Below are 24240 nucleotides of genomic sequence, written 5' to 3' on the forward strand. Positions count from 1 at the left end.
CTGCTGAACCCGAAGGGAGGTTCCCTCCGTTGTAGCAAGTGGCGTGGGATTAAGGGGGGTAAGGATGTACTTCATTTAGATGCAAAATGCTGTATTAAAATTGTCGATATGATTGCAGCCGAAACACCCACTCGCAGACACTGGGAACTGAGTGGAGTTTGCACAAAAGTGATTACTTTTAACAATAAAAACTGGTATTATTTGAGTATTTAAACCATCAAAATTAATCCTTATTTATTCAATAAATTACTTTTGCAAAAAAATACCCTGATATTTTGTGACTGAGACAACCCGAACATTCACTCCAGATTGGGTATCTCCTCCCGGTGATACCATCGCTGACATATTAGAAGAGCGTGATTGGACGCAAGTACAGTTAGCAGAGCGATTAGGCTACAGCACGAAACATATCAGTCAGTTGATTAATGGCAAAGCACCTATCAATGAAGAAACAGCCCTGAAGCTAGAACGGGTTTTAGGGAGTACAGCAGCATTTTGGCTCAAGCGTGAGGCTCAATATCGCGCTGGTTTAGCACGGATAGAAGAAGAAAACCGTTTGAAGGAGTGGACATTTTGGTTAAATTTACTAATTGTGTTTATGTCATCAATTTTATTAATGCTAATAGTCCAATTATTCATAGTTACTTTTGCTGCTATTAAAGCTTACACTGGTGAACATTATCGTTATCCTTTGACTATTAGACTTATGCGATAAAAAAATATATCGTAAAATATGTAAAGTAGATAAATAATTTGTAAAATAAACCCCAAGATTACTAATTATTTTAATTAAACTTCTCTGGGATATGAGCTATTTCACTAAATACTTATTTTAATTTTACCTTTTCAAGTTCAGGTAGTTAACGATAACATGATATATAGATTGGGGTGACAACGTTAATGCCTATCATCCAATAATTTGAGAGAAAAAGGATTTTGAAAAAATCAGGCAATCAGAAAAGTTATTCGCTAGAAAGTTTGATCCAAGTAAAGAGTCGAATATATTTAGATATAATAGATAAAATGATATGATTAAGTAAATAGTAACTTGTAGAAGTATGCGAGTAAAGGATAATATGATTGGGGTTGCGATCGCCGGCACTGGATTTGGTCAAAAAGTCCACATTCCTGGATTCCAAGCACATCCTCAAACTGAGGTAGTTGCTGTTTATCACCGAGATATAAATAAAGCCAAAGCGATAGCAGAATCCCATAATATTTCCCACGCTTCCGATTCACTTACAGATGTTGTGGCATTGCCAGAAGTGCAAGCAGTCAGCATCTCTACACCGCCATTTTTGCACTATGAAATGGCAAAAACCGTATTGCAAGCTGGGAAACATTTATTACTCGAAAAACCTACAACCTTAAATGCAATTGAGGCTAAAGAACTTTATCAGTTAGCTAAAGCAAAAGGCGTGATTGCAACTGTAGATTTTGAATTTCGCTTTGTACCAGCATGGCAATTATTTGCTGAACTATTGTCAGAAAACTATGTGGGTGAGTTGCGCTTAATTAAAATTGATTGGTTAGGTTCTTCTCGTGCTGATACTTCACGCCCTTGGAATTGGTATTCTGACAAAGATAAAGGAGGCGGTGCATTGGGATCTTTGGGTTCTCACGCCTTCGATTATATTCACTGGTTATTCGGGCCAGCCCGTAGATTAAACGCCCATTTAACTACTGCTATTCCCACACGAATTGACCCTGTTAGTGGGGAATCCAAGCCAGTGGATAGCGATGACAACTGTATATTAACGCTGGAATTAGCAGATGGTACACCTTGCCAAGTTTCTATCAGTGCGGTTGTTCATGCATCAAGAACCCATTGGGTAGAAGTATATGGCGATCGCGGTACATTAATAGTGGGTAGTGAAAATCAAAAAGATTATATACATGGTTTTCGTGTTTGGGGTTCTCAGCCAGGTAAACCTTTAAAGGAAATAGAAATACCGAATCGGTTAATTTTTCCCAAAAATTATACTGATGGGCGCATTTGTGCATTTATCCGTGTAGTAGACCAATGGGTGCAAGGAATTGACCGCAATCAGGAAATTATACCATCGCTGCGAGAAGGAATTTATTCTCAGTTATTGATAGATTTATCCCATGAATCTCATACAAAAGCAAGTTGGGTAGATGTACCAAGCTTGGAAGAATTTATTCGCAACTAAGAAAATGAGCAAAACTCCCCGTATTCGTATCCCGGCGGAAGTAAAGAAATATGTCTTTGAACGTGACAAATACCAATGCCAAAGCTGCGGTAAAACTACTACAGAAACTAACCTCAGCATTGACCATATCATTCCCCTTGCCCGTAGTGGTCAAAACGATATCAGCAATCTCCAAACTCTCTGTCTTACCTGCAATCAGCAGAAAACAGACAACATTGATCCCCGCTTCCGGCGATATTTTCAGCTTTAAGTTAGGATGAGATGGGCTATTAGTTTCTGATTATCTATGCCTCAAAACCACAATAGCAAATCCTTAAGATTTCTAAATATTAGAACTACGATTCTCTACCTCTTCGCTGTCATAGCTGTTTTAGTAGTAGCCTTTCCCTGGCTATATGAGATTAAAACGAAAGCTGGGATCGATATATCGCCTGGACGCCATGCAGGAACATTTTTTGAGAAACATACCCACGGACTCTTCAAGTGTGAGTGGCTTTATCCATACCATTGCGATCGCCCCCAGGTTAAGTAAAGGAAGTTAAAAAGAAAAGGGGATTATCCCCTTCTCTGTGTGTGAGATTTTTATCCTAACTGATTTGAGATCATGCTGACATCAACGGCTAACTTTTTGCCCAACTTGAGCAACTGAAGACACTGATTATCTCCTTCATTCTCAAGGTTAGTGACACACACCGGCGCTATCTGACTGTACAGACAACTAAAATATAGCTCTTGCGATCGCTGTAGAGAAATATCAATATTTAATTGATCCCCAACATCAATCAATCGCTCCAATAGTTGGATATCTGCATTAAAACTACCATTGGCATCATGCAACAATTGCCAAAGCGATCGCGCAATTAACTGTTCTAACATCTGTTTACCGTCGGGAATATTCAGCCGACAACGCAGATGTTTTGCTTCAGTAGCGATCGCCTCTAATTCTAATATGTGATTCCAACTCTTTTGGGGATCAGCGATATCTTGCTCAAGCCATCGCAATGTCATCAGACAGCGATGCCCTAAAGCAATATCGGCTGCTACCTGCAATTCTTGCGGTACTCCTATTTCATCTCGATGAAACGCCATCAGTACCCCATAATTATCACGGTATGCTTGGGTATACAACTGTCCTAAACGTGTCAGTGTTTCTTCACTAAGCAGCCGCATAATCCGGTGACGTTCTTCAGCAAATAGATTTTGCAAGTTGAAAGCTTCTTCCCCAAATAGCTGTGTCATCACCAAGATAGTATGAGCCGCACTAGCTTGTTGTAGCGCCCCAAACAGCTTTTCTTTTAATTGGCTATAGTCACGCCGCCCAGTAAATTGTTGAATGCAGCAATGGAAATCCCAGCCTCCTAAATGCAGAACCGCAAATACCAAATGCTCACTTTCCCAAGTAATCTCTGATACCAGCTTTAAATTTCCCACAGCCAGAGTTAGCGATCCCATGCGTTGCAGTTGGTAATCTAGCTCATTGGCCGCATAGCAATAAACCTTTTTTTGGTAACGCTGAGACTGTTTGTCAGCAGCATCTTTTCTCGGCAGAGAATTGCGTGTCTCTACTAGTTTCTGATTGCTAAACAGGGAAGTAATGGCGTAATGGGCTGCTACTTGCTTAAAGCCAAGCTGGGCAGTTAACACGAGTTGCCGATAAATTTCCGCACCGTGTTTGAATTCATCGACATTACTGGGGGCTAAACCAAGACGTTTGACGAAGCCTTTTTCCAACTGCACACCTGCCACATCCCCTGCCAATTCCAAAGCACGGGCGGCGTAACGGAGAATTTGTGTCCCCTCTGGACGGGAAATTTCTTCAAAAAACCAACCGCAACTAGTGAACATCAATAAAGCGTGACGCTGCATTTCTAACAGGCGCAGGGCGTCTACTTGTTCGGCTGCTGTTAGTTTGTGGGTTTGATGACGAGAGAGAAAACGGTTGACATTGCCAGCAGAGCGATCGCGCATTACTTGGATATATTCATCGCGTGCTTGCCAGGGATCACGAAATAACTGCCTGCCATGTTCTTCAAACACATCAGTTAGCTGATCCCGCAGCCAATTTAGAGCATTCCGCAAGGGACGACGCCATTTCTGATGCCAAAGGCTGCCTTCTCCACCGCAACCACAGTCATCTTCCCATCTGCCGACACCGTGGGCGCAACTCCAGGCTGTAACTGACTTCAATTCCACTTCCCAATTGGGAGAATTTAAGCTCAAGTAGTGGGCGAAGTTTGTCACCGTCCAACCCTGTTGCGGAAACTCTCTGGTAAAGGCGTAGGCTAAAGTTTTCTCAGTTCCCTTCTTGTGATGTCCGAAGGTTTCCCCATCCGTCGCCACAGAGATTAACTGTGTTGGCCGATGATCCCCACGCACAGCTGAACCAATACGTCCGGCAAAGTGAGTCGAATTATAAACGACATCACTAAAACCCATGTCCCGCGATATCGGGCCATCGTAGAAGAAGATATCAATGTAGGGTAATCTTTCTGTACCACTATCCTTGGAACTAGTGGCGATCGCATTCAAAGTTGAAGATGAAGTGCTTAATGTGGGCTGCAAATAACAACGATAGGGACGAGTGGAATCAATCTGACTACCACCGACTTCGATCCATTCAGGATTGGGATGATCTTGAGTGGGGAGGGGACGGCAACGCAGTGCTTGAGACGGTGCAAGGATAATGAAGCGAATACCCTCAGCAACAAGAGCTTCTAGGGTGGCGTAGTCTACAGCAGTTTCTGCTAGCCACATGCCTTCGGGATCGCGTCCAAAGCGAGAGCGGAAGTCTTCTTTACCCCAGCGAATTTGGGTATATTTGTCGCGTTCGTTCGCCAGAGGCATGATGATGTGATTGTATACTTGCGCGATCGCATTGCCGTGACCATGCAAGCGATCGCTACTCTTCGTATCCGCCTCTAAAATCCGCTGATAAACCTCCACATCGTAGCGTTCTAGCCACGACATCAGCGTTGGCCCAATATTAAAACTAAAATACTCATAATTGTTGACGATCTCCACCACTTCGCCTCGGTCATTTAAGACTCTGGCAAAAGCATTCGGGCGATAGCATTCCCAATGAATCCGCTCATTCCAGTCATGGAAAGGTGCAGCGCTCGGTTGGCGTTCAATTGCGTCCAGATAAGGGTTTTCCCTCGGTGGCTGGTAAAAATGACCATGCACCGTCACATAAACACCATTAGCCTTTTTCAGGGGATCGCTTTCTTTGGTGTTATTGGGATCTGAATCTAATATTAACGTTGAGCCACTAGCTGGCATTTGGTCAGCAGAAGTCATGTATATTTATCCAAAACAAAAAACTTACAGTTGCACCGAAAAGTTTGTGCATAAACCTTTCTCCAATGGTTTGAACACAAAATCCGGTATAAATAACAACTATGGAATCCAACCCAATTTTTGACAAATCTGTTTTATTGTAGTGGGAAATCTGCGTTATCGCACAGCGCAAAGTCCTTTGGGGAGACAGCGGCGTGGGCGGGTTTCCCGACTTGAGGCGACTGTCGTCGGCTCTGCCGACTTAAAGGAACTTTGCAAGACAGCCCTTTCCCTAAAAGCTCAAAGTAATTAGCCATTGAACAAAATCTCAGTTAGGGGTTTTCTCTTCTTGAGCGCCAATCAAAATTTTAATTGTCTTTTAATTTATTAAACACCATTTCTGGTGTAAGATTTTGGCTCAAATTCATAGTTTTGCAACAAAAGATGACAAAAACTCCTTAAATCGCAATTTTATTTTACATACACAGCAGTGAACTGAAAACAGTACAATTTCTGAATTGCTCTACAGACGGTTGAGAGTATCCTATGAGAGTGCTGAATTGAAAGTTATTTTTTAATCAACACTCCAAATTTAAAACTTAGGATTGCTGGCTGTGGATGATACCCTCACCTCAAGACAACAAATGTCAACAAAAAACATTATTCTTCTCGTTTTATTGCTGTTTATCCCGGTTTCCCTAGCAGCCCACTTTCTGGAGTGGGGAGAATTGATAGTTTTCATTACAGCTGGATTAGCAATTCTGCCCTTAGCAGCTTGGATGGGTACAGCCACAGAAGAAATTGCTGTCGTAGTGGGGCCATCATTGGGGGGCTTATTAAACGCCACCTTTGGCAATGCTACAGAATTAATCATCGCCCTAATCGCGCTGAACGCTGGGTTAATAGATGTAGTCAAAGCCAGTATCACGGGATCGATTATTAGCAACTTACTACTAGTGATGGGTTTTTCCATGCTTTTGGGAGGACTGCGCTATAAAGAACAGACATTTCAGCCAATTGTGGCGCGGGTGAATGCTGCTTCAATGAATTTGGCAGTGATTGCCATTTTGATGCCAACGGCGATGAATTATACTTCTCAAGGTATTAACCAACAAACACTGCAAAATCTTTCTATTGCTGTTGCCGTAGTATTAATCCTGGTTTATGCCTTAACACTGCTATTTTCCATGAAAACCCATTCCTATCTATATGATGTAGGTTTAGCGGAGGCAGAAGCAGAAGCAGAGGAAATATCAATATCTCATGCTAAACCAAATATAGCATTGTGGGTTGGCGTGCTGCTACTCTGTACCTTAATGGTAGCAATTGAGTCAGAAATGCTAGTGGATTCTCTGGAGGTGGCCACATCTCAGCTAGGTTTGACGGCGCTGTTTACAGGGGTGATTTTGGTTCCCATCGTCGGTAACGCGGCTGAACACGCCACAGCAGTCACCGTGGCGATGAAAGATAAGATGGATCTTTCCCTTTCTGTGGCTGTGGGATCAAGTATGCAGATTGCCTTATTTGTCGCGCCTGTGTTAGTTATAGCAGGGCGGATATTGGGTAAACCAATGGATTTGGATTTCAAACCTTTTGAATTAGTAGCTGTGGTTGTGTCAGTATTGATTGCAAACACTATTAGTTCCGATGGTAGGTCTAATTGGCTGGAAGGCACTTTATTATTAGCTGCTTATACAGTGTTGGGGTTTGCCTTCTACTTCCATCCAGTTATGGAAAGTATGGGGTAATTAGTTAGCAGTGCAACGCCGAATAGCCCGTCGTAAACATCACTCATAGTTTAACAAGAAAGCGATGTTTACGACGGGCTGCGCCTACGCTGTTGATTATGAGTCATGACTGAGCCAATTTTAGATATTTAGATTCTTTTGGCTCATGCCAGAATAACGTTTTGCTACGCGCTTTACCCCTTCTGGGTGACACGAATCCAAAATCGTTCGACTGAGCAAAGTCGTACTCCTTCTCTACGAGACGCTCCGCGAACGGAGAAGCAAGCTACGCGTAGCGTTCCGCAGGAAAATCCAAAATCCAAAATACAAAATCTGTTGATTACCCCCTTTTGCCTGGGACAGGAGAAAATAAAGACATATAAGAGCGATCGCCTATATGAGCTACTGCCTTAATCCCCATTGTCCCAAGCCGGAAAATCCTGATGATGTCAAGTTTTGCCGGACTTGTGGTTACAAATTACTCCTCAAAGAACGTTACCGTGCGATCAAACCAATCGGACAAGGTGGTTTTGGCAAAACCTTCTTAGCTGTGGATGAGGATAAACCCTCAAAACCACGCTGCGTAATTAAGCAATTTTATCCCCAAGCCCAAGGCACTAACACTCTAGCAAAAGCCGTAGAGTTATTTAACCAAGAAGCGGTGCAGTTAGATGAATTGGGCAAACATCCCCAAATTCCCGAACTACTGGCATATTTTACCCAAGAAGACCGACAGTATCTTGTCCAAGAATTTATCGACGGGCAAAACTTAGCTCAGGAATTGGCACATAAATGTGCTTTCAATGAAATACAAATTCGGCAATTACTAAATGATTTATTGTCAGTTTTACAATTTTGTCATGCCAGACACGTAATTCATCGCGATATTAAGCCAGAAAATATTATTTTACGCGAGAGAGATAGCAAACTAGTTTTAGTAGATTTTGGTGCTGCTAAATCTGCCACTGGCACCGCCTTAAATCAAACAGGTACTAGTATTGGTAGTCCAGAATATGTTGCACCTGAACAAATGAGAGGTAGGGCTGTTTTCGCCAGTGATATTTACAGTTTGGGTGCTACTTGTATTAATTTATTAACTAAGCGATCGCCCTTCGATTCCTATGATACCAACAACGATACTTGGGTTTGGCAACAATACTTGCAAACTCCCATCAGTAATCAATTGAGTCGCATTCTCAACAAAATGTTAGAAAGTATTCCAGTGCGGCGTTACCAAACAGTAGATGAAGTTTTCAAAGACTTAAATCACCAGCCGAAAGTAGCAGCTACGCCAGTGATACCGCCAAAACCGATCCCTCAATCACCACCAAATTCTCCAGCCGCTTTTGTATCGAAATCTCCTAATCAACTTGAGAAAGAATTAGAGGAAATGAAAACCCAATTTTTGGGTAGCAGCAAACCTCAACCAAATAAAATACAATCACCAAACCCCACATCTCAGCCTCCTACTAAAAGCAAAATAGATGAAGAATTAGAAGAATTAAAAGCTAAATATCTTGGTAATAATAACTCTTAATATTACTGAATGAATGCGGATTCGCACTTCCCCCGGGCCAGGCTCCGGCATTGGTGTATCCTCAAAAACCAGTCCCTCAAGATCGGTAGTTCTAGCTTTCAAAATCCAACGTCGCATGTTATAGCAACAGCCAAGGTGGTTAGGACATTAACAGATGATAAAACTTAGCCGCAAAAAGGCTTTTCACCCAGTCCCCAGTCCTTAGTCCCCAGTCCCTTACTATATCTCCTGCTTAAGTGTTTTTCTCGGCGCGAACTTGATCGATTCACCTCTGAACGCTGGAGTTTTTTGATATGGCTTCAGATTTCGCCGCGTGGAAAGATCAGGCAGTGACCCTGGCTGGTGCTTCGAGGGTGGACATATCGATCACCAGACGATAGCGCACCTCTCCCCGCTCAAGCCGTTCAAAACCGTCGTCGATATCCGCAGCCGAGATAATTTCGACATCGGCTGATATATTATGCTGGCTACAGAAATCTAGCATCTCCTGCGTTTCACGCGTACCCCCTACCCCTGAACTCGCCAACCGCCGCCGTCCCATCGTCAGGAAGACAGGGCTGAAATCCATATCTGCGGGAATCCCAAGACAGCAGAGCGTGCCATCAAGCTTGAGCGATCGCAGATACGGGTTGAGCGGATGGCGGGATGAAACCGTATCAAGGATGAAATCGAAGCGGGATGCTTGACCTGCCATTTGTGTCTCGTCGGTTGACACGATCGCCTCATTTGCCCCCAATGCCTTCGCATCGGCAAGCTTTCCCGCAGACGTGCTGAATAGGACGACATGAGCGCCCAACGCGTGAGCAAATTTCACTGCCATGTGACCGAGACCGCCCAGCCCCACAATACCAACCGTCTTGCCAGGTCCCACGTCCCAGTGGCGAAGCGGCGACCAGGTTGTGACCCCCGCGCAGAGCAGGGGTGCTACGCTTGCCGGATCGAGACCCGATGGGATGTGATAGGCAAAATGGGTATCGACAACATATTCGTTCGAGTAGCCCCCGCGCGTGATGCTGCCGTCGTGCCTGTCGATCCCATCGTAGGTGTTCGTCACACCTTCGCGGCAATATTGCTCTAAATGGCTTTTGCACGGTGGACATTGGCGGCAGGAATCGACGATCGTGCCCACCACCACAGCGTCGCCGATTTGGAATTTCGTTACATCCGCACCGATTGCCGTTACCTCGCCCACCATCTCGTGACCCGGAACTAAAGGAAAGCGGCTCTTTCCCCGAATTGCGTGCAGATCGCTGTGGCAGACGCCGCAGAACTGGATCTTCACGGCAATATCGTTGGGTCGTAACTCCCTTCGATCAAAAACCCAGGAAACCAGGCGATCACCTTGACCTAAAGCAGCAAGTCCATAACAGCACCGCAGCGATCGATTGCGTTCGAGAGAGGTATTGCTTGGCATTTGCTTTTCTTCCTTTTTGTAAGTCAGGGGCGATTTAATCTATGTGCAGTAAATATAGATCGGATACAATCCTTTGACTAGATGGCATAATCTGAATAAACTTATGAAATACATGCAGTAATGAAGCGTGACGAACTGAACGACTTAGCCGCATTCGTGGTGGTCGCCGACGAGATGAGCTTTACGCGCGCCGCGTCGAAGCTGGATATGTCACCATCTGCCTTGAGCCACGCAATGAAGGCGCTCGAAGACCGTCTTGGCTTGCGATTGCTGGCGCGAACGACCCGAAGAGTCTCGACGACCGAGGCTGGTGAGCGACTGTTAAAAACCTTGCGACCTGCTTTCGAGGATATCAGCGCCGAGCTGACAGCTCTAAGTGAGCTGCGTGACAAACCTGCTGGGACTATACGCATTACCACGTTTAAACACGCGGCGACCTCTGTGCTATGGGCCGTGCTGCCCGATTTCCTTGATGCATATCCGGATATCCGCGTCGAGATTACGATAGACGACGGTCTGACCGATATTGTCGCGAACCGTTATGATGCCGGCATCCGGTTTGGTGAAAAGGTCGCCAAAGATATGATTGCCGTGCGGGTCGGGCCGGATATCCAAGCGGCAGTCGTCGGGTCGCCAGCCTATTTCACTAACCATTCCGTACCGAACACACCGCAAGACCTCGCCGGACATCGCTGCATCAACTATCGATTTGTGACAGATGGAGGTCTTTATTCTTGGGAGTTTAAGGAAAATGGGCGCCCGTTTCAGGTTAGGGTCGATGGACCTCTCGTCTTTAATGACGGCGATCTGATTCTAGCTGCTGCCTTGGCAGGACAGGGGATTGGGTATCTCTATGAGGATCAAATTGCCGATCATGTTGCCGAGGGTCGGCTGATCCAGGTCTTGGCAGAGTGGTGCCCGACCTCCCCCGGCTACTACCTTTATCATCCAAACCGCCGCCAGACGCCGCCGGCATTGACCGCGTTGATTGATGCTCTGCGGGTCAAATCGGCTTATGGGCAAACTGCACAAACGGGAATGTAGATCCGGTTTGGGTCGAATTGAAATTACAATTTTTCGGCTACTAATACCAAGTTGCCAAAGATAAGCTGTTCCACATTTAACTTGCAATAACAGTGTTACCCTTATTTTTTATTTTTCCCTGCCATTTAATAATTAATTCTTCTTGATTTAAGAGTCTGTCTAGTTAATTTCTCAGTTCCTGTAGTGATTTGGTTGAGTCGATGGGGGATATTATTCCCCGCACCTCTCAGTTAAATCTGGGCGTGCGACTTTCACCGCACCCAGCTTCCGATGTTCTTAGCTTGTGCTTTTGCTCATGTGTTTGTAATCGTGGCAACTCTCATGAATTGCTTCAAGATTATTTTTCTTCCAGTTGTCGTGATTTCCATCGATGTGATGCAGGTGAACCCGTTCTTCATCGATAAATTTTAGACCGCAGGAAACACATCTATGGTTTTGCTTCTTAAGAGCAATAGAGGTTCCGCCATCGTAGAGCTTACTTTTGCGTTCGCTCCAGTAGGCTGTATCTCCGTCATAGGGGGATTTTGTTCCTTTGACCATGACGTGTTCGTTTTCGGAGTAGGAAACTGCTGGGAATGCTTTGTCTAGTAATTTCTTGCTAGAGTTGCGGTTTTGCTTGGTTTCCTTGTTGAATACCGTGTAAGCTCTTTTTTCAATGTGGTATAACGAGTTTCTAGACCCGTCCATTTTGCAGAACTTATGGTAATTTCTCCACCCTCTAACTACCGGGGCTAATTTCTCAGCCTTTGTGGTAGCACCATAATTCGAGTTGTTGACGATGTGTTTTACTTGTCTTAGGAACGCTTTGAAGTTATCCATTGATGGGATACTTCTGAACTTTCCGTTTTTCTGGACTTTAAAGTGCCATCCGAGGAAATCAAACCCATCTGTCGCGGCGGTAACTTTGGTTTTCTTTTGGCTTACATTCATTCCGCGTTTGCGGAGAAACTCGCTGATTCTTTCAAGTATCTCTGTCGCGTCATCTTCGGGTCGGAGTATAATAACCATGTCATCCGCATATCGGACTGATGTTTCTCTGATATCCTTGGTTGAGGTTTTATCAGTGATTCTGTATCCTTGCTGTGCGTGGTATCTGTGTATACTCTCGATCCCGTTAAGTGCGATGTTGGCTAGTAATGGGCTGACCACTCCCCCTTGAGGTGTTCCCTGTTCGGGGAATTCTGGGTTAACTCCTGACTTAAGGCATCGGAAGATACCGAGTTTTAAGCCTTTAGGGGCGATGAGTTCGTTCATTATTGCTGAGTGGTTAATCCTATCGAAGCACTTTTCGATGTCGAGTTCGATAACTCGTTTATCTATTCCGTTGGCTTTGGAGCGAAGGTTGTTAAAGATGTACATTTGTGCATCGTGGGCAGAGCGCCCAGTTCTAAACCCGTAGCTCCGTGCGTGGAAGGTGGCTTCATGTGCTGGTTCAAGTGCATATTTTGCGAGGCATTGCCAAGCTCTATCCGCGATGGTTGGTATTTTAAGCATTCTGGTTGTCCCGTCCTTTTTGGGGATGGGGATTTCCCGTAGTCCTTTATGCTTCCAGTCTCTACTGTTCCTTCTCAGTAGTTCTTCTCATTTGAAGCGTTCTTCAAATGAGAAGGATTTCTTACCATCAATACCAGCCGTCTTTTTACCAGCATTTAGCTGAGATACTTGTCTAATTGCAAGAAATCGAGCCGAGGTGGATTTTAGAATAAGCTTTTGGAGTAACCTAGCCTTCCGCTTGTCTCCAACAAGAACAGCTTTGTACACGCGCTTTTGAAGGCGGAAAAGATTTCGGCGGAATTTCTTCCACGGTAAGGCTCTCCAAGATTCACTAGTTTTGTAACTGTGTCTAATCATTTTCTCTTCTAGAGTTTGTGTATTCTGAACACCTCAGTCCAATTACGGACTGTCCTACCCGACTTGTGAGAATTCCGCTTCTCGTCTAGCCTACCTGGGGAACGAAAGCTCCAAGACTCACAAATCGTTTTTATTCGTTCCCTCGGAGAGATTGATGAGCCAGTGCGTTGCCGGGGTTCCCCCGGTTGAAGCATCTGGCGTTGTTCCGTTAGATGCAGCCAATTCGACTACTGGATTCCCTGGACTCTTGCCGTTATCTCATTCATAATTCGGCGGGAATAAGCTCCAGTTAGGTCAGGGATTTTGCGTTGCGCCCTGCCCCACGATAAGTCGCTTTTCTAGGCTCTGTTTCATCATAGGAACTCCCTATTAGCGCCAGTGTCAACCCGCAACGGTCGTCTGATTGCGCCCTGTTCCCAGCTTCACTCTACAAGAATCGAGCTTGTTCGGTGTGGGCAGGTAAGGAGTCAATTCTGAGTCTGAATGGCAAGACTTGCACTTGCATCTGACCGAGAGTTCAGCCTTTTGGTGACAGTAATCTGCTGTCGGGCTGGATTAGTTATTTACGGACTGAATACCGTGATTTACTAATCAACGAATCGCACAAATAATTTGTGAGCAATAAATTCTGTCTTCAGAATGCCAGACTAATTCTACTAAGTAAGTCGGCGTAAATAATTATCGTTAGATAAAGCAGGGGGGAAATAACAATTTACAGTAATAATTGACAAAAAAGTGGCTCTTACAGAGCCACTTTCAAATTTACAATCTAAAACTCTCTAATTTGTAGGTGTAGTTGGTTCTGTAGCTTGCAGCTGTCTTGGTGTGGAAGTTTGCACGGATGCTTCAGAAATCGGTGTCCATTCCGTGTGGAAGGCTCCGGGCTTATCAAGTCGCTCGTAGGTGTGCGCCCCGAAGTAGTCGCGTTGAGCTTGAGTGAGGTTTTGAGGCAAGCGATCGCGTCGATAGCTGTCAAAATAATCTAATGACGCACTGAATGCTGGCACTGGAATTCCCAGTTTTGCTGCTGTTGCCAACACTTCGCGCCAAGCTGTTTGTCTGTCGAGAATTGTCTGTCTGAATTCCGGAGCCAATAGCAGGTTAGGTGGCGCTGGATTTTCGCTAAATGCGTTCTTAATCTTATTCAAAAACCCAGCGCGAATAATACAGCCACCCTTCCAAATCCGCGCCAGTTCACCTAAATTCAAGTTAAAATTATAGGTTTTTGAAGCTGTAGCCAACAATGCCATGCCCTGAGCGTAAGAACAGATTTTCGAGCAATACAGGGCATCTCGCACCATGTTGATAAAGGCTTTGGTATCTCCCTCATACTTGCCAGAAGGACCTGTAAGTATCTTGGATGCTGCTACCCGCTCTTTTTTGAAGGAAGACATTATCCGGGCGTTCACCGCTGCAATCATTGTTGGTACGGCAACCCCCAAATCCATTGCAGTTTGCACTGTCCAGCGTCCGGTTCCCTTTTGCCCTGCGGCATCAACAATCAAATCGACTAAGGGTAGATTTGTATCTGGGTCAATGTATGGGAAAATCTTTGCTGTAATTTCAATCAAAAACGAATTGAGTTCGTCGGTGGTGTTCCATTCGGTAAAAACTTCATGTAGCTGATTATGGTCTAGTCCAGCAACATTTTTCAGCAAGTCGTATGCTTCTGCAATTAACTGCATATCGCCATACTCGATGCCGTTGTGTACCATTTTGACGTAGTGACCGGCACCACCAGGACCGCAATAGGTTACGCAAGGGCCATCATCAACTTGGGCAGCAATTTTATTAAAAATTGGTGAGAGATACTCGTAGGAGCTTTCTGTACCTCCAGGCATCAGTGAGGGGCCATTTAGCGCACCTTCTTCACCACCGCTGACACCCATACCGATAAACCGAAGTCCAGCGGGTTCTAATTCCTGAGTGCGTCGTTCTGTATCTTCAAACCAAGAGTTGCCACCGTCGATAATGATATCGCCTTCGTCTAACAAGGGTTTGAGTTGAGAAATTACTGCATCTACTGGCTTACCAGCTTGCACCATCACTAGGATTTTGCGAGGACGTTCCAATGCAGCGACAAATTCTTCCAGGGTAAAGGCGGCTTTAACGTTCCGTCCTGGCGCCCGCTCTGCCATGAATCTGTCGGTTTTATCGCGCGAGCGGTTGTATACTGCGATCGGGAAGCCATTGCGCTCCACGTTTAGAGCGATGTTCTCACCCATAACGGCTAATCCAATCACACCAAAGCTTTGTAGTGTCATAAAAAATTTCTGGCTAACTCTTGCAGATCCTTTTACTTTAAGCGTAGTCCGAGATTTTCCGTTCTCTCCTAAAGAAGACCTTAAGAGTTGAATAAACGACAAAAATCCACAACTAACACGGATAATTAATTTTAAATTGTATCTAAATCAACAATTAACTTGCAAAATTTGCAAAATTGTTAGTGAAGGTACTGGGGACTGGGGACTGGGGACTGGGGACTAGAAAGAAATTTAATTCACTAAATTAGTTTTTCTTTCTAATAGCCAATCCCCACTACCTAATAGCCAATCCCCAATACCTGATCTCCAGTACCCAATCCCTAGTCAAAGGAGTAACCAAATAATGCTGGCATATGTCCTAGCTTTAGTGGTCGGTCTTGGTAGTTTAGCCATTTACATAGCAGCTTTCTTTTTCCCAGAAATCCACCGCAAGAATGACTTTATCTGGAGTGGTGTAGGACTATTCTATGCCTTAGTCTTATGGGTGTTTACACCACGCATTACTGGGGGTTTGTTGCTGGGTCATGTGGCTAGTGTGGCTCTTTTGGTCTGGTTTGGCTGGCAAACTTTATCATTACGTCGGCAACTGACTCCGCAGGCACAACAAACCCAAGTACCCAGTTCTGAGACGGTGAAAACTGGCATTCAGGAACAGGTGAATAAGTTGTCCCTTCAGGAACGGCTAGGCCAGTTGCAAAAAGGTCTTGGTAGCACCTTCAGTGGCGTGAAAGATAAGGTGCAACAGACTGTGAGTAAAAAGCCACCCACAACCCCCAAACCTGAAGACATTACCTCTATACTGGCAGAGAAACCTACTGTTGAGATTATCAACAAAACTACTTCTATACCAAAACAACCAGCAAAGAAGACGGTTATTACCGACACCGAAGCAAAAACCGAGAGTGTACCAGAAGCGATTCCGCCACATCCCCCATCTCCTGAATTGGTGGAAGCAGCGCAAGCAGATTTTGAAATTGAGGAAAAACAACCGATTTCCGTAGAAGAAATTGCGCCAGATGCGGTACTCGCTCCTCCGGCGGAAACACCACCGGAAGTAATACCGCCAAATCAAGCTAGTTGAATGCAGTGAAACCCAACGTAAACCTAATACAATGTTGGGTTTCACTATTTCCATGAGACTATTTTAGGGCTAATTTCAAACGCTAATTCAGAACGATAGAAGCACACATTAAACGCTATAAATAAATTCATCTATCCTAAAATCAATGGGGCGTTTCTATCTCTTGTCCATAACTAATTAGGGATAAAATTATGAACATCCAATTTCAAGCGGAATACGAGCAATTTATACAAACCCGAATTGCTACAGGTAGATATGAAAATGCTGAAGATGTGATTGCTAAAGCATTGAAACTGTTGGAAGAATGGGAGAAAGGTTATCAGGAATGGGAAGAAGAACAAGAGAAAAAATAGCTGTTGGGCTTGCTTCTATTGAACGTGGAGACGTAGTAGATGGTGAAGTGGTGATGGCACGACTGCCAGAGAAATTACGCAAAGCGCAAATACTAGCATCTTGTATTCTCTCTACGGGTTTTCTCTACATGAGTTTTACGTGTCAGCAATTGCAGATTATCTATGATAGTTAAACCACCCTGAGACATAGGTTTAATGTGATCAATTTGAAAATCTCTCCGCATCTGACTTTTAACTCCACTGATTGCACAAGATATAAATCCTTTTGCATCTGTGTACTTGGCGAATACAGCTTTTTTAATTTTTATGTATTCAAGAATATCTCGCTCTTTGATTTCACATAGAGTTAACTTCTCTATTGGTACAGTATCAGGAATTACATTTGGTATTGTTCCGACTACATAATTACCATATATCTCTGGGTCTGTAATCTTCATAATTTCAATAGCCAACTGCTTCATAAAATATAGTTTGTTATAGCTGAATAAGACTTGCCAAAAAGACTTTTCATCATTCCAAAGTGATTTGATATAGTCAGCCTCTGCTTTACCGCCTAAAGAATTGTCGTAGATATATCTTGCTACGATAGACAAATCACACTTTCTTCTCTCGCTAAAAGCTAGAAATGCTGGTGGAATTTGCTTTTGAGCATAGAAACGTAAGATATTTTTTATATCATCATCTCTGTAACCAAGCAAAGTTTGATAGTCAGGAAAAGAAATTTGCTTTGCAGTTTGCCAAAGTTCTTCAAGTTCTGCTTCTGTCAATATTTCCCTATTTTGTAAATCAATACTTTGGAATAAAGGCTTCAAATCGTTAACAAAATTGTCGTATGCTTCTTCTGTATCGTCATACAACAACACATCATAAGGTCTAGGATTAGGCTCATATCCTTCGGATGGTTCGAGAATAGAAAAATGATAAATCCCAATAGGAATCCTCTTCAAAAAGTCTAGTTTTTCCCAATCATTAGTATCAATTGAGTCATCCATGATGCGAGCGAATTCTTCGATCATCTCAATAGATATCAGCCGAGCAGTTCTATTACTTGATGGAATTCCTTTTACAAGAAATTCCGCATCTTCTTCAAAATGAAGTTTTTCTGGGTTAACCCAGTTAATTTTGTTTTCCCAGTCATCAATAAAGCTGACCACATAAGCTTTTTCTGTACCGCCTGCTTTTTGCCCACGTAAAGCCCGACCAATCATTTGTGTCATTAGTATTGTAGAGGCGGTCGGTCGTGTGAGAAAAACAGTTTGTACGTTAGGTAAATCTATTCCCTCAGTTAATATTTCTACATTGATCAACACTTCAAGCTCTCCATTTCTAAATTTTTGTATTTTTTCTTTATTGTCTGTTGCATTAACTGCTGCCACAATAAAATCAGAATTAATTCCTTTATCCTTAAAAACTTTGTTCAATGCAACTGCGTGTATAACATTGATAGCAAATACTAAAAGAGGTTTGTATCTCTCCCGATTTTCGATATAGTGGTCAACAATTTGCCTGTTACGTTCAGTAGACTGAGCAATCTCTTCAGCAATATCCTTTGGCAGCCTGTCAAAATCTTCAATATTCTTGATTTGCCTTGCATTCAATGCATTCAATTTTTGCTTGATTTCTATATTCGTTTTGATATTTTCAAAAATCGGTTCAGCAAGGATTCCCTTGGCGATTAAATCTCTCAGGTGTTCTGAAAAGATAATATCATTTGGAAAAACTAACTTTAGCAAACTCTTCTCGCTCTCATCTGTTCTGAAGGGCGTAGCCGTTAGCCCCAGCATTTTAAAGCCGTTATCAAGACTTCGCTCTTTTAGATTATCCTTGACAGCATTAATCAATTTACGATAGGTCTTAGCTGTTGCATGGTGCGCTTCATCTACAACCAAGAGAACTTCTTGTAAGTGACTGACCCAGTTTGTCAATAAGTAATCAAGCCCACTATTTAGACTATCTTTACTGGCAATGATGATGTCATCACTGGGTTCAATGTGTACAGGTATATCATGTTTAGGATGACCTGAGATAATGCGGTATCTAAATCCTGATACATTACTCAACAATGATGAATATGTATTAAGTCGAAGTGTCTCAAGAGCTTGCTCAAGTAGTTCATGGCGATGAGCAATCCACAGAACCTTTTTCTTGTTGTTAATAAAATTACGTAGTAACCAGTGAACTGCTGTCAAAGTTTTTCCGCCGCCGGTGGGTAGAACTAGCAAGCCTTCAAAGGGAAATTGATTCTTCTTATTCAACGCCTTGATTGCTTCGTTCTGGTGGGAGTATAGTTCTTTGGGAGTTTCACCCCTTCTAACTTCGATCCAACCTGCGTAGGTAACTTGAACAGTTTTCATAAACAGTAAAATCCTGGAAAGACTGTGCTTTAGGGGAGAGGCTGGAACTACTTCTTTCTCAACGGATTGCAGAATCACCCTAATTACCAGTATTCCCAAACTGAGAGCAATGTCTAACTAATTAGCAGGATATTTATTTAGAATTGAATGTATTAAAAGATACTTTAGGAAGGCGATCGCACCCTGGCTTCTTTGGATAAGTTAGGAATCTGAGCCTTTCAGGACAACAGGCGATCGCACTACCATTAGCTGTAAAAACCTTAATTTATATTACAGGAAAATCATCTTAAACAGAAAAGTTATTCACTTCTGGCGCGGAGTGCAGGAGATGGAAAGAGAGTTTCAAATCCAACTTGTCGCTCGTTTAAGGATTCTAAAGCATCGTTCCAAAGACTTTCATAATAGAAGAAGGTTACGCCTAAACCGCGTTCTTGGGCAGCCCGCACCTGAGACTTAATTTGCTGCATGGGAACTGGATTATTTCGTAACCCTGTCATAATGCCAATTCCAGTTGGAATTATTTGTTGCGCTTCTTGAATTTCTGCGCGGGAAATATTTGCCACAAAACTTTGCAGATTTGGACGATAAATTTGCACAATTAACTCATCTACAATATTCTGCCGCATCCAACTCAGCCAATCTTGCAGGTGAAACTTGTAAGCCAAATCATAGTAATTAGGAGAAACAGAGAAAATCGCCTGGGGTTTTCTCTGCTTCACAGCTTGGTTAAGTTGTACCATGAACGCCGTAATTTTATCTGCCCGCCACTTTACCCATGCTGCATCTTGGGAATTAGTTGGCGGAGGATTATTGGTTTCTTTGGTGTACAAAGAAACTGTATATTGGTCGTAACCAAATTCGTGAGGCAAACTCATATGATCGTCAAACTGAATGCCATCGGCATCATATTGAGTGACAGTTTCCAGCACGAGATTGGTGATGAACTGTTGCACTTGTGGATGGAAGGGATTGAGCCACATCACCTCACCCGCTGCACTGATTGAAATTTGGCTACCATCCCGCTTTTGTGTGAACCAATCGGGATAATTCAGTGCCAGTTCTGAGGTTGGGGGAGCCATGAAACCAAATTCAAACCAGGGAATTACTAGCAATCCTTTGTGATGGGCTTGGGTAATCAGGTCTGCCAAAATATCGTGCCCATCTGAACCTTTGTAGACAAAAGGTTGAATACCTGCACGTTGTGCTAGGGCGCTGGGATACATCACATAGCCAGAATTCCACACCACAGGATAGATTGTATTGAGGTTCATCTGTTCTAGTTCACTCACCGCATCCTGCACTTTATCACGACTCTTGAGGGTGTCAAAATCATTGGTGGTCATCCAAACCCCGCGAATTTCCTGACGCGGTAACTGGGCGATCGCAGGCATGAAGTTATCTACCAGCAATACCGTAACAAAGGATATTAAAATGAGAATCGGAAAAAGATACTTGAGCAATGTCTGACGACAAGCTGCTGTGCATTTACGCCGCCAACTTTGAACAAGAAAAGGTAATTTCATAGATTTGAATGATGCATTAGCTACCTACACACTCCATTGCTCGCTTTGATGATTGAATCTACTGACCATTCATATAGTTTATAAGTATTTATGCTTACTATAAGATTGATGAGTTGGTAGTTGTTCATTCCCTGCTTATGGAACTTTTGCACCAGAAAACTAAAGCAGACTTAGCAAAGTTATAAGATGTTTGACGCAGCTAGTAGTCATTAGTGCCCAATGTCTATTGGGCATTGGGGATTGGTTATACTTCATCTTCCTAAACTCCCACGCTGCACGAAGTTAAAGCTACATCTCCCTCAGCCTTTTTCTTCTCTACCAGACACTGCGCGTAGCAAGATCCCCGTAAGGATACAATGAGTGAATTTTGAATGAGTGAATTTTGAATTGATTTCTCCCACGCCCTACCTGTGTCACAATAAAGAACTGTAATAAGAAAAATATTGTTAAGGTAATTTAGTGAGTCCAACTGCTCAATCCACGGCAAGTGCGCGTCGCATAGTATTTCCTTTTACGGCAATTGTGGGCCAGGAAGAAATGAAACTGGCGCTGCTATTGAACGTGATTGATCCCAAAATTGGTGGTGTAATGATCATGGGCGATCGCGGCACCGGTAAATCCACAACTATCCGGGCGCTGGCGGATCTGCTGCCAGAAATCTCCGTGGTTGCCAATGACCCCTTCAGTAGTGATCCTAGCGACCCCGACTTGATGAGCGATGAAGTCCGCAAACTGTTAGAACAAGGGGCCCAAATTCCTGTTGCTCAGAAAAAAGTCCAAATGGTAGACCTGCCGCTAGGAGCTACAGAAGACCGAGTTTGCGGCACAATCGACATTGAGAAAGCTTTATCTGAAGGTGTCAAAGCCTTTGAACCAGGACTGCTGGCAAAGGCTAACCGAGGCATTCTCTATGTAGATGAAGTCAACTTACTAGATGACCACCTCGTAGATGTGTTACTGGACTCTGCTGCCAGTGGATGGAACACTGTAGAACGGGAAGGTATTTCTATCCGTCACCCAGCGCGTTTCGTTCTTGTGGGTTCTGGAAACCCTGAAGAAGGCGAACTGCGCCCTCAACTGCTTGACCGCTTCGGGATGCACGCAGAAATTCACACAGTAAAAGAACCAGTCTTGCGGGTGCAAATCGTGGAACAACGGGCGGATTTTGACCAAAATCCTCCAGTATTTCTTGAAAAGCACAAGCCCGAACAAGAAGCATTGCAAGAGCAAATTGTCAATGCTCAACAGCTTTTGCCAGAGGTGAAAATTGACTATGATCTGCGGGTAAAAATTTCTGAAGTCTGCTCTGAACTGGATGTAGATGGTTTGCGGGGTGACATTGTTAGTAACCGCGCCGCCAAAGCCTTAACAGCATATGAAGGACGCACTGAAGTTACAGTTGATGATATCCACCGCGTAATTACCCTATGCTTGCGTCACAGACTGCGGAAAGATCCCTTGGAATCGATTGATTCTGGTTACAAAGTCGCCAAAGCTTTTAGCCGCGTCTTTGGCGTCGAACTACCAGAAAGTGATACTGCACAAAAAAACGGCACAGGCCAAAAGTTAGGGGCTAGGGGTTAGGAGGCAATTAATTTTGGATTTTCGATTTTGGATTTTGGTGAAGCAGCGCGGTCTTGGGGGTTTCCCCCATAAGTGACTGCTGAACCCGAAGGGATTGAAGGAAAAATCGAAAATTTAAAATCCAAAATTGGCAGAGTCTAACTCCTAAGTCAGCACGGGCTAAACCATAGCTATCCGCTAACAATATTCAACACTGACTATGAGATTTTGGTCTTTTTGGTTCAATAGCTTCGTTCTATCTAGTCAATACAATCCGCCCAGGTTTGTAGAATTATTGATGCTCTTATTAGCGATCGCACTGCTTGCAATAGCCACTATTTTACCTGATAGACCCTATTTAATCTTAGGCTTGAGCCTAGTAGTTGGGGCATCTATTTCTATCTTAGTGCGGGAAGCGATCGCCCCCTCACCCCAGACGCGAATTACCCAACTAACAGCATCGCTATTGCTTATCATCAGCCTCTATCAATTCGGGGAATTGTTTTACCAACAGTAATACATGCAAGTACGGTTATTTATGGGATGTTCTAGCGCGTCTGCTATGTACGAAAATTCGTGAGACAGTTGACCTGGGGAACATCCTAGAGTGAAGATAAAAGGGTTAGATATCTTGTCAAAGTACTGTTGCCTGATTTCCTTTCATTTCCCTGCTTTTGGGGTAAAGACGGAGGATAAGGGCGATAAATATTAACGCGGCAAAAAACTTAAAAAAGTACGCACGGACTGCTAGGATGTGCGGCAGTCGCTACGCTGGACTCACCGTAATGCGCTGCCTTACCTGGACGCAGAGGGTTAAACGCGCCGTATTAGCCCGATGAAGCGTCAAGAAATAGCTGATTAAATCAAATTTTAAGCGATTTAATCATATATTTTGTAGCAGATACTTGTGGAAAAGCAAATGCTAGGTGTAAATGTTGTTATGAAAGTTGGCGATCGCGTCCGTGTTAAAGAATCGGTAGTAGTGTATCATCATCCTGAACATCGGAGTCAGGCTTTTGACATCAAAGGCACAGAAGGTGATGTCGTAGGTATTGCCACCCAATGGCGAGGCAGACCGGTAAGCGCTAATCTGCCGATTGTAGTCCAGTTTAGTAAAAAGTTTAAAGCCCATTTACGTGAAAATGAGTTAGAAGTCATCTAAATCACTTATCGCCGGCGAAACCACTGGAAAATATTCAGTTCGCCGCGCATTCTTTTAAGCTCTTGCCGATGCTGTTCTGCTGTTGTATAATACCATTCACAATAACGCTGAAACTCTGACCGTGACCGAACTTCATGGTAGAACTGGTGGGTTGTTTGGTAAGCAGCAAAAGCTTCCTCAACTTGGGGTTGAGGGGATGGCATAATATAAGGTAAATTTTTAGACATAATGTTAATTGAATTAGGAGTTAGGAGTTAAAAATTTATAATTCATAATTCATAATTTGATTAAAGCCAACCGCGTAAGCAATAAACTAAAGAACCAATATACTCTTTTAAAGCGCTGGTAAATTCGTGCAAGTTGTCGGTATCAGGTAATAAATTCAGTATAGCGGCTTTGGGAGTGCTGCCGAGTTCTTGCAGTTCACCCTGACTCACAAGAAAGTCAGTGGGTGCAGGAATGGCATTGATTCCTTGACGCTGGAAAATCTGAAGCGATCGCCGCAGTAAACGGTCGTTTCCACAACGTGACTAATGCTACTATCAAGCTCACGCAGGCTAGTCCTAGTGGATAAAAGAATAGTGGCAGTAATTTGGAAAGATATAAAAACATTATTAGGGCATGGGGCATAGGCTGAGGACTGGGGGCTAGGAAAGAAGCAGGGGGGCAGGGGAGTGGAGTTCAAAGACTCGTCAACGAGTATTAAAGACTCATTAACGGAGTTCAAAGACTCATTAACGGAGTTCAAAGACTCATTAACGGAGTTCAAAGACTCGTCAGCGAGTATTAAAGACTCGTTGGCGAGTATCAAAGACTCGTTGGCGAGTATCAAAGACTCGTTCACGAGTATCAAAGACTCGTTCACGAGTATCAAAGACTCGTTCACGAGTATCAAAGACTCGTTCACGAGTATCAAA

The 24240-nt window shown here is 43.6% G+C and carries 18 protein-coding genes and 4 pseudogenes; 13 read left to right on the forward strand and 9 right to left on the reverse strand.

Annotated elements, in window-relative coordinates; genetic code table 11:
- The 5 genes from V7K35_RS08455 to V7K35_RS29635 all read left to right on the forward strand — a co-directional run.
- The coding region (locus V7K35_RS08455) for a hypothetical protein (protein WP_335077990.1) at window positions 1-213 on the forward strand (213 nt) is incomplete at its 5' end.
- Window positions 214-277: 64 nt separating this feature from the next.
- Window positions 278-715 (forward strand): HigA family addiction module antitoxin, encoded by a 438-nt coding sequence (locus V7K35_RS08460; RefSeq protein ID WP_335077992.1) that lies wholly within the window; start codon window positions 278-280, stop codon window positions 713-715.
- 361 nt (window positions 716-1076) lie between these two features.
- A complete protein-coding gene (locus tag V7K35_RS08465; protein WP_335078016.1) occupies window positions 1077-2174 on the forward strand; it encodes a Gfo/Idh/MocA family protein in 1098 nt (365 codons plus the stop codon).
- Between the two features lie 4 nt (window positions 2175-2178).
- Window positions 2179-2424 (forward strand): HNH endonuclease, encoded by a 246-nt coding sequence (locus V7K35_RS08470; protein ID WP_335077994.1) that lies wholly within the window; start codon window positions 2179-2181, stop codon window positions 2422-2424.
- Window positions 2425-2460: 36 nt separating this feature from the next.
- Complete coding sequence (locus tag V7K35_RS29635; RefSeq protein WP_442939705.1) at window positions 2461-2706, forward strand: hypothetical protein; 246 nt, start codon at window positions 2461-2463, stop codon at window positions 2704-2706.
- A 50-nt stretch (window positions 2707-2756) separates the two neighbouring features.
- On the opposite strand, the gene V7K35_RS08475 is transcribed toward V7K35_RS29635, so the two are convergent.
- The gene (locus tag V7K35_RS08475; RefSeq protein WP_335077996.1) at window positions 2757-5471 is read right to left on the reverse strand and encodes a DUF3536 domain-containing protein; all 2715 of its coding nucleotides are present in this window, start codon (window positions 5469-5471) and stop codon (window positions 2757-2759) included.
- A gap of 593 nt (window positions 5472-6064) precedes the next feature.
- Between V7K35_RS08475 and cax the strand changes: the two genes are divergently transcribed.
- Both cax and V7K35_RS08485 read left to right on the forward strand, forming a co-directional pair.
- On the forward strand, window positions 6065-7198 hold the full coding sequence (gene cax / locus V7K35_RS08480) for a calcium/proton exchanger (protein WP_335077998.1): 1134 nt from the start codon (window positions 6065-6067) through the stop codon (window positions 7196-7198).
- A gap of 376 nt (window positions 7199-7574) precedes the next feature.
- The gene (locus V7K35_RS08485; RefSeq protein ID WP_335078000.1) at window positions 7575-8714 is read left to right on the forward strand and encodes a serine/threonine-protein kinase; all 1140 of its coding nucleotides are present in this window, start codon (window positions 7575-7577) and stop codon (window positions 8712-8714) included.
- A gap of 322 nt (window positions 8715-9036) precedes the next feature.
- Here V7K35_RS08485 and V7K35_RS08490 read toward each other — a convergent pair whose 3' ends face one another.
- Window positions 9037-10128 carry an NAD(P)-dependent alcohol dehydrogenase gene (locus V7K35_RS08490; protein WP_335078002.1) on the reverse strand — a complete coding sequence of 364 codons (1092 nt, stop codon included), beginning with the start codon at window positions 10126-10128 and terminating at the stop codon, window positions 9037-9039.
- Window positions 10129-10248: 120 nt separating this feature from the next.
- On the opposite strand from V7K35_RS08490, the gene V7K35_RS08495 reads away from it, so the two are divergent.
- Window positions 10249-11172 carry a LysR family transcriptional regulator gene (locus V7K35_RS08495; RefSeq protein WP_335078004.1) on the forward strand — a complete coding sequence of 308 codons (924 nt, stop codon included), beginning with the start codon at window positions 10249-10251 and terminating at the stop codon, window positions 11170-11172.
- A 276-nt stretch (window positions 11173-11448) separates the two neighbouring features.
- Here V7K35_RS08495 and V7K35_RS08500 read toward each other — a convergent pair.
- Together V7K35_RS08500 and gndA are read right to left on the reverse strand one after the other, a co-directional pair.
- Window positions 11449-13023, reverse strand: a pseudogene (locus V7K35_RS08500) (group II intron reverse transcriptase/maturase).
- A 779-nt stretch (window positions 13024-13802) separates the two neighbouring features.
- Window positions 13803-15287: an NADP-dependent phosphogluconate dehydrogenase gene (gndA, locus tag V7K35_RS08505; RefSeq protein WP_334795260.1), complete on the reverse strand. Its 1485-nt coding sequence runs from the start codon at window positions 15285-15287 to the stop codon at window positions 13803-13805.
- A gap of 343 nt (window positions 15288-15630) precedes the next feature.
- On the opposite strand from gndA, the gene V7K35_RS08510 reads away from it, so the two are divergent.
- Complete coding sequence (locus V7K35_RS08510; RefSeq protein ID WP_335078006.1) at window positions 15631-16368, forward strand: Ycf66 family protein; 738 nt, start codon at window positions 15631-15633, stop codon at window positions 16366-16368.
- Window positions 16369-16559: 191 nt separating this feature from the next.
- Window positions 16560-16810, forward strand: a pseudogene (locus tag V7K35_RS08515) (ribbon-helix-helix domain-containing protein); the annotation flags it as partial.
- Between the two features lie 3 nt (window positions 16811-16813).
- Here the strand turns inward: V7K35_RS08515 and V7K35_RS08520 are convergent.
- Both V7K35_RS08520 and V7K35_RS08525 read right to left on the reverse strand, forming a co-directional pair.
- Window positions 16814-19075, reverse strand: coding sequence for a DEAD/DEAH box helicase family protein (locus V7K35_RS08520; protein WP_335078008.1), 2262 nt, complete (start codon window positions 19073-19075; stop codon window positions 16814-16816).
- A 299-nt stretch (window positions 19076-19374) separates the two neighbouring features.
- Window positions 19375-20598 carry a glycoside hydrolase family 10 protein gene (locus V7K35_RS08525; protein WP_335078010.1) on the reverse strand — a complete coding sequence of 408 codons (1224 nt, stop codon included), beginning with the start codon at window positions 20596-20598 and terminating at the stop codon, window positions 19375-19377.
- A 459-nt stretch (window positions 20599-21057) separates the two neighbouring features.
- On the opposite strand from V7K35_RS08525, the gene bchI reads away from it, so the two are divergent.
- The 3 genes from bchI (at window position 21058) to V7K35_RS08540 (ending at window position 23323) form a co-directional block, all read left to right on the forward strand.
- Window positions 21058-22182 carry a magnesium chelatase ATPase subunit I gene (bchI, locus tag V7K35_RS08530; protein WP_335078012.1) on the forward strand — a complete coding sequence of 375 codons (1125 nt, stop codon included), beginning with the start codon at window positions 21058-21060 and terminating at the stop codon, window positions 22180-22182.
- Window positions 22183-22381: 199 nt separating this feature from the next.
- The gene (locus tag V7K35_RS08535; protein WP_335078014.1) at window positions 22382-22678 is read left to right on the forward strand and encodes a hypothetical protein; all 297 of its coding nucleotides are present in this window, start codon (window positions 22382-22384) and stop codon (window positions 22676-22678) included.
- Between the two features lie 423 nt (window positions 22679-23101).
- Window positions 23102-23323: a ferredoxin-thioredoxin reductase variable chain gene (locus V7K35_RS08540; protein WP_442939706.1), complete on the forward strand. Its 222-nt coding sequence runs from the start codon at window positions 23102-23104 to the stop codon at window positions 23321-23323.
- Window positions 23324-23328: 5 nt separating this feature from the next.
- On the opposite strand, the gene V7K35_RS08545 is transcribed toward V7K35_RS08540, so the two are convergent.
- The 3 genes and pseudogenes from V7K35_RS08545 to V7K35_RS29640 form a co-directional block, all read right to left on the reverse strand.
- On the reverse strand, window positions 23329-23550 hold the full coding sequence (locus V7K35_RS08545) for a hypothetical protein (RefSeq protein ID WP_094329446.1): 222 nt from the start codon (window positions 23548-23550) through the stop codon (window positions 23329-23331).
- A gap of 60 nt (window positions 23551-23610) precedes the next feature.
- Window positions 23611-23823, reverse strand: a pseudogene (locus V7K35_RS08550) (YdcF family protein); the annotation flags it as partial.
- Window positions 23757-24240 (reverse strand): annotated as a pseudogene (locus V7K35_RS29640) (hypothetical protein); the annotation flags it as partial. The pseudogenes V7K35_RS29640 and V7K35_RS08550, both read right to left, overlap by 67 nt.

Source organism: Nostoc sp. (assembly GCF_036917275.1).
Lineage (GTDB): Bacteria > Cyanobacteriota > Cyanobacteriia > Cyanobacteriales > Nostocaceae > Nostoc.

Coding starts and splice junctions, on each gene's coding strand:
- V7K35_RS08510 (WP_335078006.1), top strand. CDS start 15,631: ATGCTGGCATATGTCCTAGCTTTAGTGGTCGGTCTTGGTAGTTTAGCC.
- V7K35_RS08520 (WP_335078008.1), bottom strand. CDS start 19,075: ATGAAAACTGTTCAAGTTACCTACGCAGGTTGGATCGAAGTTAGAAGG.
- V7K35_RS08465 (WP_335078016.1), top strand. CDS start 1,077: ATGATTGGGGTTGCGATCGCCGGCACTGGATTTGGTCAAAAAGTCCAC.
- V7K35_RS08545 (WP_094329446.1), bottom strand. CDS start 23,550: ATGTCTAAAAATTTACCTTATATTATGCCATCCCCTCAACCCCAAGTT.
- V7K35_RS08485 (WP_335078000.1), top strand. CDS start 7,575: ATGAGCTACTGCCTTAATCCCCATTGTCCCAAGCCGGAAAATCCTGAT.
- V7K35_RS08525 (WP_335078010.1), bottom strand. CDS start 20,598: ATGAAATTACCTTTTCTTGTTCAAAGTTGGCGGCGTAAATGCACAGCA.
- V7K35_RS08535 (WP_335078014.1), top strand. CDS start 22,382: ATGAGATTTTGGTCTTTTTGGTTCAATAGCTTCGTTCTATCTAGTCAA.
- V7K35_RS08475 (WP_335077996.1), bottom strand. CDS start 5,471: ATGACTTCTGCTGACCAAATGCCAGCTAGTGGCTCAACGTTAATATTA.
- V7K35_RS08540 (WP_442939706.1), top strand. CDS start 23,102: ATGAAAGTTGGCGATCGCGTCCGTGTTAAAGAATCGGTAGTAGTGTAT.
- V7K35_RS08490 (WP_335078002.1), bottom strand. CDS start 10,128: ATGCCAAGCAATACCTCTCTCGAACGCAATCGATCGCTGCGGTGCTGT.
- V7K35_RS08495 (WP_335078004.1), top strand. CDS start 10,249: ATGAAGCGTGACGAACTGAACGACTTAGCCGCATTCGTGGTGGTCGCC.
- V7K35_RS08470 (WP_335077994.1), top strand. CDS start 2,179: ATGAGCAAAACTCCCCGTATTCGTATCCCGGCGGAAGTAAAGAAATAT.
- gndA (WP_334795260.1), bottom strand. CDS start 15,287: ATGACACTACAAAGCTTTGGTGTGATTGGATTAGCCGTTATGGGTGAG.
- V7K35_RS29635 (WP_442939705.1), top strand. CDS start 2,461: ATGCCTCAAAACCACAATAGCAAATCCTTAAGATTTCTAAATATTAGA.